The organism is Bradyrhizobium sp. PRIMUS42 (genome assembly GCF_023006515.1).
Classification (GTDB): domain Bacteria; phylum Pseudomonadota; class Alphaproteobacteria; order Rhizobiales; family Xanthobacteraceae; genus Bradyrhizobium.
This window is the reverse complement of sequence record NZ_JALBGZ010000091.1, coordinates 1-13,422: the sequence shown is the minus strand read 5'-3', so window position 1 is coordinate 13,422 and position 13,422 is coordinate 1. Positions and strand designations below refer to the sequence as shown.

The following is a 13,422-nucleotide window of genomic DNA, read 5'->3' as shown; positions in this document are numbered from 1 at the left end:
AAGCTGCGGCCGAAGATCGCGGCGCAGGCATAGCAGATGGTGGCGGCGACGATCGCGGCCTCGGCGACGAGGCCGCCGCCGACGTCATGGAAGGCATCGACGCCGACGATCAGCAGGATGCCGGCCATGCCGGCGACGACGCCGAACAGCTTTCGAGGTGTCGTCGCTTCGTGACGGGTCACGATTGCAGTGAGCAGGAAGGTGAAGATCGGTCCGGCCGAGTTGAGGATGGTGGCCAGCGCGGCATCGACGTGGCGCTCGCCCCAGGCGATCAGCGTCCAGGGGATCACGCTGTTGAGTACGGCCTGGAACGCGAACCGCCGCCAGGTCGCGGCATCCGTCGGCATTTGGACGCCGCGTGCCCACATGACGGCCAGCAGCAACAGGCCCGCGATCGTGGTGCGCGCCGCGATCAGCGTGATCGGCGGGATGGTGGCAACGCCGAGCTTGATGAAGGTGTAGGAACCACCCCAGAGCGTTGCGAGCGCGACCAGGAGCGCCAGCTCGACGGCGATGTTGGTGTCCTGCCGGTTGTCCACTCTGTGCGTCCCATCCATTCGCGATGGACGGAACCTAGCGCGACCGCAGTCCTTAATACTTCGTCGGGTGTCGAAGTGTCTTAGCCTAGTGCCCCCACCTCGAACACCTCGCCGTCATAGCCGGCCTCGCGGGGGATACGGAGCTGGCGGCCGGTTTCGGTCTTGGTCATCACCGGCATCACCGTGACGATCGACAAGCCCCTGGCATGCTCCATCGCGGCCTGCACCGTTGGCTGCTTCGCCAGCCGGATCAGATTGCGCGTGGTCGGGAACGGCAGCTTGAAGCGACCGCTCTCGCCGCCCTCCACCGCCTCGCGCGGCGAGACCCAAATTGAATCGGTGGACTCCCGCCCATCATGGGCGCCGAGCTGATCGGGCGGCGCTGCGGCAAGGAAGAACCAGGTGTCGAAGCGTTTTGGCATGCCCTCGGGCGTGATCCAGTGCGCGTAAGGCACCAGCGAATCGAGCGCGAGCTGCAGATTGTTGTCGGCCAGGATGCTCAGGAAGCTGACCTTGTGCTCGTTGAGCGCGACGCGGTGCCGATCTGCGAGTTCGCCGGCACGCTTGGCATCGACAGGCGCACCAGTCTCCCTCGAGCTCGCCAGCAGGATGCCGCTTTCCTCGAAGGTCTCACGGATCGCGGCGATGCGGAAGCCGCGGTCCGCTTCGCTCAAGCCCTCGCCGCACGAATACAGATCGGTGCGGGCGACGATCTCCTTGTCACCGGCATCGACGCTGCCGCCGGGAAACACCAGCGCGCCCGAGCTGAACTCGATCTGATGATGGCGAACCATCATGAAGACTTCAATCTCCTGAGCGCCGTCGCGGAGCAGGAGAATGGTCGAGGCCGGGCGTGATGCTGATGTCTCGGCCATGCGACTAACCCGCGGCGCTTGATTGCGGGCCGAGATTGGCGCGCTTGTCGACACGGGCGACGCGTGACAGCAGGTACTCGACCTCCGCCTTCGCCATCGCCGTGATGGTCGCGCCGGGCTTGCGCTGGGCGCTGGAGGCGATGATGCCGCGCTTCTGCAGCACGTATTTGCGGATGGTCAGGCCGACACCGGGCTGCTGCTCGTAGCGGATCAGCGGCAGGTGCGCGTCGAACAGGTCATGCGCGGCATCGCGCTTGCCGGCCTTGGAGAGATTCACGACGTCGATCAGAAGCTCCGGGAAGGCGTAGCCGGTCATGGCGCCGTCGGCACCGCGCTCCATCTCGAAGTCCAGGAACGTGCCGCCATTGCCGCAGAGAATCGAGAGCGGACGGAGCGAACCGTCCTTCTGGAAGCCGCGCAGTGTCGTGATCTTCTCCAGCCCCGGCCAGTCCTCGTGCTTGAGCATCACGCAATTCGGATTGTCCATGACGATCTTGCGGATCACGGCGGGCGTGAACACCACCGAGAGCGTCAGCGGGTAGTCCTGGAGCACCCAGGGCACATCAGGCCCGATCGCTTCCGCCGCCTGCTTGAAATAGCCAATGATCTGGTCATCAGTGCGAAGCGACGGCGGCGGCGCGATCATGACGCCGGCCGCACCCGCATCCATCGAGGCCTTCGCCAGCGAGCGCATGGTGGCAAAGCCCGGCGCGGAGACGCCGACGATCACCTGCATTTTCTTCGCGCGCTTGACGAAGCGCACCGCGACCTGCTCGGCTTCAGTGGCGTCGAGCTTGGGCGCTTCGCCGAGGATGCCGAGCACCGTGACGCCGTCGCAGCCGACCTCCTCGTAGAAATCGGTCAGGCGGTCGATCGAGCGCTCGTCGATCCGGCCGTCGTCGTGGAACGGTGTCGGCGCGATTGCGAAAGTGCCCTTGGCGTCGGCGGTGAGTTTCATCAGTCTCGTCTCTCTCTATCATTCCGGGGCGGCTCGCAGAGCCGAACTCTGGTGCGCAATTGCGCACCTGAGAATCTCGAGGTTCCGGGTTCGATGCTTCGCATCGCCCCGGAACGACAAACCAGCCTAAAACCTCCGCGCCCCCATCTTGATCTGCTCCTCGGAGAAGAAAATCTCCTTGGCATGATCGGCGATGTCCTGGGCCTTCCAGCCCGTGTGCGGCGGTTTCCAGCCTTCCATTTCCATCATCCGCATCTCGCGCACGCCGCGGGGCCCGGACACGCCCAGCACCTTGCCGGTCTGGTCGCCCGACAAATCGCTGACCATGTATAGCACGGCCGGCGCGATGCCGTCCGGCCCCAGCGCGGCGCCCGGGTTCTCCTTATAGCGGGGCAGGTCTGCGGTCATGCGGGTCAGGGCGCCCGGCGCCAGCGTCCAGATCCGGATGTTGTACTTGCGGCCCTCGATCGCCAGCACGTTGGACAGGCCCCAGATGCCGCCCTTGGCAGCTCCATAATTGGTCTGGCCGAAATTGCCGATCAGGCCTGAGGTCGAGGAGGTGTTGACGATGACGCCGCCGCCGTTTTCCCGCATCCAGCGAAACACCGGCAGGGTGCAACAAAAGGTGCCTTTCAGATGCACCTTGATCACCTTGTCCCAGTCCGATTCGGTGGCTTTTGCGAAGGTCTGGTCGCGCAGGATGCCGGCATTGTTGACCAGGATGTCGGCGCGGCCGAAGTGCTTGATGGCGTCGTCGAACACCGACTGGCCGCCCTCCATGGTGGAGATGTCGGCGCCGTTGGCGACCGCCTTGCCGCCCTCGGCCGTGATCGCGTCCACCACAAGCTGCGCCACGGACTTGTCGGCGCCGGAGCCGTCGCGGGGCCCGCCGAGGTCGTTGACCACGACGGAGGCCCCTTCCCGCGCGAACAGCTTTGCGTAGGCCTCACCGAGGCCCCCGCCCGCGCCGGTGATCAGCGCAACCTTGCCGTCGAGTAGTCCCATGGTGGCCTCTCCCTGTTTGTTTTTATCGTGGCCCGGACGCGATGCAGCGTGAAACGCTGCGGCGCAGAGCCGAGACCCAGTTCTTTCTTGGTGGCCTCTCTGGGCCGGCTCTGCAGCGCACCGCTTAGGGAGCGCTGCGCTGCGTCCGGGGCACGAGACCGGCCTAACCCAACACCGTCTTGCCGTTCTTGATCACCACGACGCCGCGCGCCTTCACCTTGGCTTCGAACGAGATCACGTTGCCGTCCTTCCAGAGGTCCATGGTCACGGTCTCGCCGGGATAGACCGGCGAGGAGAACCGCGCGACATGCTGGCGGAACGCGGAAGCGTCGTAGTCGGCATAGGTCTGGAGCACGCCGCGGCAGGTGATGCCATAGGTGCACATGCCGTGCAGGATCGGGCGCGGGAAGCCGGCCTTCTTGGCGAACTCGGGGTCCGAGTGCAGCGGATTGCGGTCGCCGCAGAGGCGGTAGACCAGCGCCTGGTCGGGGCGCGTGGTGATGTCGATGGTCTTGTCTGGGCTACGCGAGGGGATCTTGTGCGGATCGGGCTGGGTCAGGTTCGGCCCGCCAAAGCCGCCGTCGCCGCGGGCAAAGCGCGAGGCGACCAGCGTTGCCAGCTTCTCGCCCTTCTCGTTCTTCAGCACGGTCTGGTGCACGATGACGGCGCCCTTGTCCTTGCCCTTGTCGTAGACCTCGAGCACGGAAGAATCGGCGGTGATGTTGGCAGCCACCGGCAGCGGCTGGTGGAAGGTGATGTCGCGCTCGCCGTCGACCACCATCACGCGATTTAGGTTCATCTCGCCCGGACCGGAGCCCCACGCTGCAACGGACGCGAAGGTCGGCACCACCTTGAGCGGACGCGGCGTGAATGTGCCCTCGTTGACGAACGCGAGCTCGTTCTCGTCCATGGGATCGGCGCCAAGGCCGATGCCGTAGGCGTAGAGCATCACCTCGCGGTCGGTGTAGGCGTATTTCTGGCCGAGGTTTTTGAGGGATTTCAGTTCTTCGTATCTGGCGGACATGTTTCTGGTTTCCTCCCGGCGTTCTTTCAGCGGGCGGCGGCGCCTATTAATGCGCCCTCTCCCCTTGTGGGAGAGGGCCAGATGCTGCCCGCAACAAACTCATTTGGGTGAGGGGTTGCTTCCACGACGAGAGCTTTCCCCGCGGAGCGATACCCCTCATCCGGCGCTTCGCGCCACCTTCCCCCACATCCGCCTTCGCCAAGGCTTCGGCGGACATGAGGGGAGAAGATACTTAAGCCACCGTGAAGAACGGCAGCGGCGCGCCATCCGTGGGCTTGAACACCACCTTCACCTTCTGGCCGATCTTCAGCTTCTCGAGATCGCAGTCGACGAAGTTGGTCTGCACCGACGGGCCTTCCTTCAGCGTGACGTAGCCGATGGCGTAAGGGCCGGTCGGCGATTTCCGCATCAGGCTCCAGGTGTAGATCGTGCCCTCGCCCGAGGCTTCCTCCCACACCGTCTTGTCGGAGTAGCAGAACGGGCAGATCGAGCGCGGGAAGTAATGCGCTTCGCCGCAGGCGGTGCAGCGCTTGATCATGAACTTGCCCTGCTTGGCGGCGTCCCAGAACGCCGCGGTCTCGGGGTTCGTCACCGGCGCCGGATATTTCTTTGCATCTACCATCACACGCGCTCCAGAATGGCGGTCGAGGCGGCGTGGCGAACACCCAGAAGGCCGCCGGTGCCGTGGGCGATGGCGAGATCGCAATTCCTAACCTGCACCTTCGGATGCGCCTCGCCGCGCAGCTGCCTGACGGCCTCGATGATCTTGGTCATGCCGCCGCGGTTGACGGGGTGGTTGCTGCAGAGACCACCGCCATCGGTGTTGAACGGCAGCTTGCCGACGCCCGAGATCAGATTGCCGTCGGCGACGAACTTGCCGCCCTCACCCTTCTTGCAGAAGCCGAGGTCTTCGAGCTGCATCAGCACGGTGATGGTGAAGCTGTCGTAGATCGAGGCGTATTTGATGTCCTTCGGCGTGATGCCGGCTTCCTCGAACGCGCGGGGGCCGGACCAGATGCCGGCAGAGTAAGTGAGATCGAGATCCTTGCCGCCGCGCGGGCCCTTCATGGCTTCGCCATGGCCGATCAGCTTGACCAGCGGCTTCTTCAGGCTCCTGGCGATCTCCGGCGTGGTCACGATCAGCGCGCCGCCGCCGTCGGAGACGACGCAGCAATCCATGCGATGCAAGGGATCGGAGATCATCGGCGAGTTCAAGACGTCCTCGACGGTGACGACGTCCTTGAGCATCGCATGCGGATTGTATTGCGCGTGATGCGAGGCCGCGACCTTGATCCAGGCAAGCTGCTCGCTGGTGGTGCCGTAGTCGTGCATGTGGCGCATGGCACACATGCCATAGGCATTGTGGGTGGTCGCACCATAAGCGGACTCGAAATCGGCTTCCGCACCGGCCGCGCGCGGCGGCATCACGCCGGTGCGCGGCTTGCCGGCGAGCGTGATCAGCGCGATCGAGCACTTGCCCGCGGCGATGGCTTCCGCGGCATGGCCGAGATGAATGATGTAGGAACAGCCGCCGGTCTCCGTGGAATCGACGTGACGGAGCTTCTTGGTGTTGAGGCCGAGATAGTCGACCATCGGCCAGGCGCCGCCGGGCGCGTCGCCCGCGCAGAAATAGCCGTCGACATCGTCCTTGGAGAGCCCGGCATCCTCGATCGCGCCCTTGGCGACCTCGGCATGGAGCTGGGCGGTGGATTTGTCCGGCGCATGCCGGGTCGGGTGTTCGTAGATCCCGGCAATGTAGGCCTTGCCCTTGATGGTCAAAACAGAGGTCTCCGCTCGCGTTTCTTCTTGGCTCTTTTTTCTGAACCGCAGTGGGCTGATTGGCAAGGGCGGAAATATTCCGCCCCGCGAGAGGGGTAGCGGGTTGGCGCAACTCCCATTCCGTCATCCTGAGGCGCGAGTGGCGCGATGCAATGCATCGCGCCGGGAGCCTCGAAGGATGCACGGCCCGGCTATCTCGACAGCCGCGCCGCGACAGGCGGGCCGTCGTCCTTCGAGGCTCGCCGAAGAGGCGAGCGCCTCAGGATGACGGTTATGGAGTGCGACTTGCCTCAACAGCATTGCGAGCGCGTTGAAGCAACCTCGCGGCGCTTCACGCCCGAGCCTTGCTTCCGTCTCGCTCCCCTGTCGGAACAGAGGGCGCAGGGAAGACCGGGTGCCGGCCGGGCACCCACGGTCCACTGTGCGAAGGTTGCGCTACAAGAGGCTGCACAGTGGCATACAGGTGTGGCCAGACATCCGGCCTTCCCTGCGCAGTGGCTTTACGGCTTATGTCGTGCTCTCCCCGGGGAGCGTTGCACTATTGCCCCCGTCGCCTTGCGAGCGATCGCAAGACTTGACGCACAGACCCCGGGCGTCAGGACCACACGATTTTGCCGTACGCGAGACCGCGCCCGTCGTGCCGCGAGACAATCGCTCGCGTGACGCAGCCCGCGTCCACCGCCGCTCACCCCGCGTTTCGTGACGATCGCGATACGCCCCTCTGAGAGGGATGAGGTAACGCACGGATACGACAATTCCGAATTTCGGTAAAGTGGAATGTTTTTGTGACAGGGGATTGACCCCTCACTTGGGTGTTTTGCCCGACAGGCAGCACAACGGATGGTGCCGTAGGGTGGGCAAAGGCGCAACGCGCCGTGCCCACCATCTCGCGGAGATCAATGCCGAAGACGTGGGCACGCTGCGCTTTGCCCACCCTACGAGACCGCCTTACTCCGCCGCGATCTGCCGCGGCGCGGGCGGCGGGCTCGCGAGATCGGCGGCGAGTTGGGCGTAGCGGGCTTTTGCATCCGCCACCGCCTTCTCCTTCACCGGGCCGTAGCCACGGATGCGGTCGGGCAGCGAGAGCAGTTCCACCGCGGTGTCGATCGTCACCGGCGACAACAAGCCGAGCACCGTGGCGACGTCCTTCTCGTAGCCGGCGATCAAATCCCGCTCGAGCTTGCGGTCGGCGCTGCGGCCGAAGATGTCGAGCGCCGTGCCGCGCAGGAATTTGAACTTCGCCAGCACGCGGAAGACGTTGAGCATCCACGGGCCGAAGGTGCGCTTCTTCGGACGTCCCAGCGGGTCGAGGCCGCCACCGAGGATCGGCGGGGCCAGATTGAAGCTGAACTTGAAGTCGCCTTCGAACTGCTCGCGGAGCTGCTGCTCGAAGGCGCCGTCGCTGAACAGGCGCGCAACCTCGTATTCGTCCTTGTAGGCCAGCAGCTTTGCGTAGTTCACCGCGACCGCGCGCGGCAGCGCATCGCCATAGCCGCCCTTCACCGCGACATCGCGAACCTGGTCGACCAGCTTGCGATAGCGCTTGGCCAAGCGGCTGTTCTGGTAGGCGGCCAGGTGCTTGGCGCGATGCTCGATGACCTCGTCCAGAGTCATCGCCTCCAGCGTCTTGGGCGCCACGACCTCGTCCGTCCCCTTCAGCATGTCCGCAAGCCGCTTGGGATCCGCGACCGCGAGGCGGCCGAGGCGGAAGGCTTCCTTGTTCATCTTGATCGAGACGCCGTTGACTTCGATCGCCTGCTCGATCGCTTCCGCGGACAGCGGAAACAGGCCCTTCTGATAGGCGTAGCCCATCATCATCATGTTGGTGGCGATGGCATCGCCGAGCAGTTGCTCGGCCGGCTTGGTGAAGTCGAAGAAGACGGAGTCCTTGTGCAGCGCGGTTTCCAAGAGCCCGTTCAGCTTGCGGGTCTGGAAGTTGAAGTCGCGATTGAGGACGAAATCGGCGGTGGGAATGACGTGGCTGTTGATGATGCCGCGGGTGCGGGTGGAATCGCAGAGCGAGATCGTATCCTTGGCGACCGCAACCACCTCGTCGGCGGCGAGCACGAGATCGGCCGTGCCGGTGACGATGCGCGAGCAGGTCACTTCGGCCGGATGATCGGACAGGCGGACATGGCTGAGCACCGCGCCACCTTTTTGCGCGAGGCCGGACATGTCGAGGATCATCGAGGCCTTGCCCTCGATATGGGCAGCCATGCCGAGCAGTGCGCCGATGGTGAGAACGCCGGTGCCGCCGACACCGCCGACCGCGATGTTGTAGGGCTTGTCGAGGGTCGGGCGCGAGGCCGGCTCGGGCAGCTCACCGATATCAGCGAGCTCGCCAGGCGCGCGGTGGCGCGGCTTGCCGCCGTCGACGGTGACGAAGGACGGGCAGAAGCCCTTCACGCAGGAATAGTCCTTGTTGCACGATGACTGGTTGATGGCGCGCTTGCGGCCGAACTCGGTCTCCAGCGGCTCGACCGAGATGCAGTTCGACTGCACCGAGCAGTCGCCGCAGCCCTCGCAGACGGCCGGGTTGATCATGACGCGGCGCGCCGGATCCTCCATCAGGCCGCGCTTGCGGCGGCGGCGCTTTTCGGCGGCACAGGTCTGCACGAACACGATCGCCGAGGTGCCCTTGTACTCGCGGCACATCCTCATGACGCGGTCGAGCTCGTCGCGGTGATACTTCTTCACGCCGGGCGCGATGGTGTCGGCGGGATAAGTGTCGGGCGCTTCCGAGACCAGATAGATCTCGCGGATGCCCTCGGCGTGGAGCTGGAAGGTGATCTGCTGCGGCGAGAGATCGCCGTCATGGCGCTGGCCGCCGGTCATGGCCACCGCGTCGTTGTAGAGGATCTTGTAGGTGATGTTGGTCTTGGAGGCGACTGCCTGACGGATGGCGAGCAGGCCGGAGTGGAAATAGGTGCCGTCGCCGAGATTGGCGAAGATGTGGTTCTCGTTGGTGAAGGGGGCGATGCCGACCCACGGCACGCCCTCGCCACCCATATGGGTAAAGGTCTCGGTCGAGCGGTCCATCCACAGCGCCATGAAGTGACAGCCGATGCCGGCCATGGCGCGGCTGCCTTCGGGGACTTTCGTCGATGTGTTGTGCGGGCAGCCGGAGCAGAAATAGGGGGTTCGGGAAACGGGTGCGACCGCCTGCATCTGGGTCGCCTGGCGGCCGTTGAACCAGTCGGCCTTGACGCGGAGCATCTCGGCGATCTCGGGATTGAGATCGAGCTTGAGAAGTCGCTCGGTGAGCGAGGTCGCGAGCGAGGCGACGCTGAGCTCGGCGGCGAAGGTCAGGAAGCGCTTGTCGTGCTCGTCCATCTTGCCGACGATGCGCGGGCGAACGTCGTCGCGCCAGTTGAACAGCACCTGCTTGACCTGGTTCTCGACGATCTCGCGGCGCTCCTCGACGATGAAGATCTCCTCTAGGCCGACCGCGAATTCATGCACGCCTTCCGGCTCCAGCGGCCATGGCATGCCGATCTTGTAGAGGCGAAGGCCGATCTTTGCGGCGACCTCCTCGGTGATCCCGAGCTCACGCAGCGCCTGACGCACATCCTCATAGCTCTTGCCCGAGGCCATGATGCCGAAGCGGGCATTCGGCGAATCCATGGTGACGCGGTTGACCCTGTTGGCGCGCGCAAAGGCGATCGCGGCAAAGCCCTTGTAGTCCTGCAGGCGGCGGTCCTGCTCGAAGCGGTCGTCGGGCCAGCGCAGATTGAGGCCGCCGGGCGGCAGCTCGAAATCGGCGGGGATGATGAAGGGCTTCATCTCGTCGGTGAGGTCGATCTCGGCGGTGGTCTCCACCGTCTCCGTGATCACCTTCATGCCGACCCAGCAGCCGGAGTAGCGCGACATTGCGATGCCGAGCAGGCCCATCTCGATCATCTCGTGGATGCTCGAGGGATAGAGATACGGCATCAGCGCCGACATGAAGGCATGGTCGGATTGATGCGGGACGGTGGAGGATTTTGCGCCGTGGTCGTCACCGGCAAGGCACAGTACGCCGCCGTTCTTGGCCGAGCCCGCGGCATTGCCATGGCGGAACACGTCGCCGCAACGGTCGACGCCGGGGCCCTTGCCGTACCAGATGCCGACCACGCCGTCGTATTTGGCGCCGGGCGAGAGATTGAGCTGCTGCGAGCCCCAAACGGCGGTGGCCGCGAGATCCTCGTTCACGCCAGGCTGGAACTTGATGTTGTACGCTTCGAGATGCTTGCGGGCGGCAAAGAGCTGCTGGTCGTAGCCGCCGAGCGGCGAGCCGCGATAGCCGGAGATGAAGCCTGCGGTGTTCAGCCCTGCGGCACGGTCGCGGCGGATCTGGGCCATGGGCAGGCGGACCAGCGCCTGGATGCCCGTGGTGAAGACGTGTCCCGTCTGCTGGGTGTATTTCTGATCGAGACTGATCGGACCCTGGTTGATGCCCATGTTGTCCTCTTTGCCGCCCTGTTCAGGTCTTGCTGACTTAAGCCGTTGCCTGCCCGTTGTTTTTAGCTAGGGCGCGCCGACCAACTCCGCCACTCTATGTCGGATATTTCACGCTCCGCATCACAAATCTGCCGCTTGGGCGGCGCCGGGTAAAAATCGCAATTTCGTGGCCTGAAACACGCTGGGCATTTTCAATTTGTGTCACCATACCCCCGCCGTCGCGAAATGAATTGACGCGGCCTCGTGCGGGGATGCGGGCGATGGTCGCAGGAGTGGCTTTGATGCGGACGATTCTGGCTGGCTTGGCGCTCGCGGGCTTGGCGTTGTGCAGTGCGGTTGCAAGCGTGGCTGCCGAGCCGTCACCGGAGCTGATCGCCTACGGCAAGACGCTGGTCGAGGCCGGCGACTGCGCGGGTTGCCACACCGCCGATCCCGCCAAACCGTTCGCGGGCGGCAAGCGCATCGACACCCCCTTCGGCGCGATCTACGCGCCGAACCTGACCCCGGACCGCGACACCGGGATCGGCGCCTGGCCAGATGCCGATTTCACCCGCGCCTTGCGCACCGGGATCGCGCCTGACGGCTCGAACTATTATCCGGCCTTCCCCTACCCCTACTTCACGAAGATGACGAAGGACGACACGCTTGCGATCCGCGCCTATCTCGGCACGCTGGCGCCTGTCGTCAGCCGTAACAAGCAGCCCGAGCTCCGCTGGCCGTTCGGCTATCGCGGCTTGATGCGGGTCTGGAACGCCGTGTATTTCAAGCCCGGCCTGTTCGAACCCGACCAGAGCAAAAGCGCGGCCTGGAACAGGGGCGGCTATCTCGTCACCGGGCTCGGCCATTGCGGCGCCTGCCACACGCCGAAGAATTATTTCGGTGCGAACAAGGAGGCGCAGGCGCTATCCGGCAACGAGATCGGCGGCTGGTTTGCCCCGCGCCTCGATGGCGCCACCCGCACAGGGCTGAAATCGTGGAGCGAGGCTGATATCACGGAGTATCTGCAGAGCGGACGCAACGCCAGGAGCCACGCAGGCGGGCTGATGGCGGAAGTGGTCGTCAAGTCGACCTCGAAGATGAGCGATGCCGATGTGCGCGCGATCGCGGTTTACTTGAAGAGCCTGCCGCCGGCACGGCGCGAGACGATCGTGACGCCGCCCGACGAAGCCGAGATGGAGGCCGGGCAAGCGGTCTACGCAAAGCTCTGCATCGCCTGCCATGAAGCCGACGGCTCGGGCACACCGCGGATCTATCCGCCGCTGCCGGGCAATGCGCTGCTGCAATCGATCAATCCGTCCTCCACCTTGCGCATCATTCTCGACGGCGCCCGCACCGTGACCACGCCGCGCGCGCCCAACACCGGCGAGATGCCGGGCTATGCCAAGCAGCTGTCCAATGAGGAGATCGCGGCAGTCACGAACTACATCCGCAATTCCTGGGGCAATGCCGGCGTGCTGGTGACGCCGGCGCAGGTGGCGAAGGCGCGGAGGGAAGAATAGTCTCTCCCCGTCATTGCGAGGGGCTCGCGACAAAATTGCGAAGCAATTTTGCGCTGATGCAACGAAGCAATCCAGAATCCCTCGGCGGAAAACTCCTGGATTGCTTCGCTGCGCTCGCAATGACGACGTGGATAGAGTGCGGCGACGCAACCTCTACTTCTCATCGTCCCCCGTGAACACGAATTTCGGCATCTCCCATCTGTAGCGCACCGCGAGCAGGCGGAAACTGAGACCGAGCACGAAGGTCAGGATCGTCCAGATCTCGGCGTTGAGCTTGAGGCCGAACGCGGTGGCGTAGAACAGGCCGGTCACCACCGAGACGCTGGCATAGAGCTCGGAGCGAAACAGCAGCGGCACGTCGTTGCACAGCACGTCGCGGAGCACGCCGCCGGCGCAGCCCGTCACCATACCGGACACGATTACGATTGGCAGCGAGGCATCCATCTGCCAGGCAACATCGCAGCCAATCATGGTGAAGACGACGAGCCCGATGGCATCGAGCACGATGAAGGCGACCTTCAACCGGTGCACCAGACGCGCAAACAGGATGGTGAGGAAAGCGGCACCGCCGGCGAGCGCGAGGTAGGTCGGGTTTTGTACCCACGCCAACGGATAATGTCCGAGGAAGAGATCGCGCAACGTACCGCCGCCGAGCGCGGTGATGCAGCCGAGAAAGCAGACTCCTAACCAGTCCATGCTGCGGCGTCCGGCAGCCAGCGCCGCCGTCATGCCCTGGGCGGCTATCGCGACCAGGGACAGGAAATGCAGTACGCTATCCGTCGGCGGCAGACTCCACATGGCTTATTCCCTTGGGCTTGTTCCGTTGGGCTTGTTCCCTTCGTCGCGGCAATGGAACTCGCGTCCAGTTCCCTGCCAGACAGGTTCCCGATTCCCGGCATAAGGGCAACATGAGACGAAAGCATAGGGAACGCGGAACAGAATCTCGCATCCACGGGTTGTCCGGCCGTCATAACCGAGGAGACCTAATCGATGGCTGACGACCGTTTTCCCAACGATCCGTACCGCCCGAACCTCGCCGACGATGAGTATCTTCGCGCGGCGCGCCGGGATGCCGACCTTCAGGCCGATCCCGAGCTTGGCGAAGGCCCCGCCTCCAGCGGCAAGGTTGCGTTGTTCGCCGTTGCGATTGCACTGGTGCTGGGTGCCGTGTTCTACGGCCTGAACAATACCAGCACGACCAATCAGGCCAGCAACGCACCGGCCTCGCAGACGGCACAGACGCAGCCCTCCAATCCGGCCGCGCCTCCCGGCATGCGCGACGTGACGCCGCGCACCAACACCG

11 protein-coding genes are annotated in these 13,422 nt (G+C 64.6%); 2 read left to right on the top strand and 9 right to left on the bottom strand.

What is annotated here, in order from left to right; translation table 11 throughout:
• The 8 genes from MOV75_RS10605 to MOV75_RS10570 form a co-directional block, all read right to left on the bottom strand.
• The coding region (locus MOV75_RS10605; protein WP_247005627.1) for a DMT family transporter at window positions 1-539 on the bottom strand (539 nt) is incomplete at its 3' end.
• Between the two features lie 80 nt (window positions 540-619).
• On the bottom strand, window positions 620-1,414 hold the full coding sequence (locus MOV75_RS10600) for an NUDIX domain-containing protein (RefSeq protein ID WP_246922998.1): 795 nt from the start codon (window positions 1,412-1,414) through the stop codon (window positions 620-622).
• A gap of 4 nt (window positions 1,415-1,418) precedes the next feature.
• Complete coding sequence (locus MOV75_RS10595) at window positions 1,419-2,372, bottom strand: dihydrodipicolinate synthase family protein (protein ID WP_246922994.1); 954 nt, start codon at window positions 2,370-2,372, stop codon at window positions 1,419-1,421.
• Between the two features lie 126 nt (window positions 2,373-2,498).
• Window positions 2,499-3,377 (bottom strand): SDR family oxidoreductase, encoded by an 879-nt coding sequence (locus MOV75_RS10590; protein WP_246922991.1) that lies wholly within the window; start codon window positions 3,375-3,377, stop codon window positions 2,499-2,501.
• A 163-nt stretch (window positions 3,378-3,540) separates the two neighbouring features.
• Entirely contained in the window at window positions 3,541-4,401 is an 861-nt protein-coding gene (locus tag MOV75_RS10585; protein ID WP_246922988.1) for a MaoC family dehydratase, read from the bottom strand.
• Window positions 4,402-4,633: 232 nt separating this feature from the next.
• Window positions 4,634-5,023, bottom strand: a complete 390-nt coding sequence (locus MOV75_RS10580) for a Zn-ribbon domain-containing OB-fold protein (RefSeq protein WP_091957356.1) — start codon at window positions 5,021-5,023, stop codon at window positions 4,634-4,636.
• Window positions 5,023-6,180, bottom strand: coding sequence for a thiolase domain-containing protein (locus tag MOV75_RS10575; RefSeq protein ID WP_246922986.1), 1,158 nt, complete (start codon window positions 6,178-6,180; stop codon window positions 5,023-5,025). Before MOV75_RS10575 ends, MOV75_RS10580 begins: the two co-directional genes overlap by 1 nt.
• Window positions 6,181-7,128: 948 nt before the next feature.
• Window positions 7,129-10,620 carry an indolepyruvate ferredoxin oxidoreductase family protein gene (locus tag MOV75_RS10570; protein WP_246922983.1) on the bottom strand — a complete coding sequence of 1,164 codons (3,492 nt, stop codon included), beginning with the start codon at window positions 10,618-10,620 and terminating at the stop codon, window positions 7,129-7,131.
• A 281-nt stretch (window positions 10,621-10,901) separates the two neighbouring features.
• Here MOV75_RS10570 and MOV75_RS10565 point away from each other — a divergent pair, with 281 nt between their 5' ends.
• Window positions 10,902-12,119: a cytochrome c gene (locus tag MOV75_RS10565; protein WP_246922980.1), complete on the top strand. Its 1,218-nt coding sequence runs from the start codon at window positions 10,902-10,904 to the stop codon at window positions 12,117-12,119.
• A gap of 153 nt (window positions 12,120-12,272) precedes the next feature.
• Here MOV75_RS10565 and MOV75_RS10560 read toward each other — a convergent pair whose 3' ends face one another.
• A complete protein-coding gene (locus MOV75_RS10560) occupies window positions 12,273-12,917 on the bottom strand; it encodes a trimeric intracellular cation channel family protein (protein ID WP_246922977.1) in 645 nt (214 codons plus the stop codon).
• 192 nt (window positions 12,918-13,109) lie between these two features.
• Here MOV75_RS10560 and MOV75_RS10555 point away from each other — a divergent pair.
• Window positions 13,110-13,422, top strand: a 313-nt coding sequence (locus MOV75_RS10555) for a hypothetical protein (protein WP_247005625.1), incomplete at its 3' end; no start/stop codon positions are given.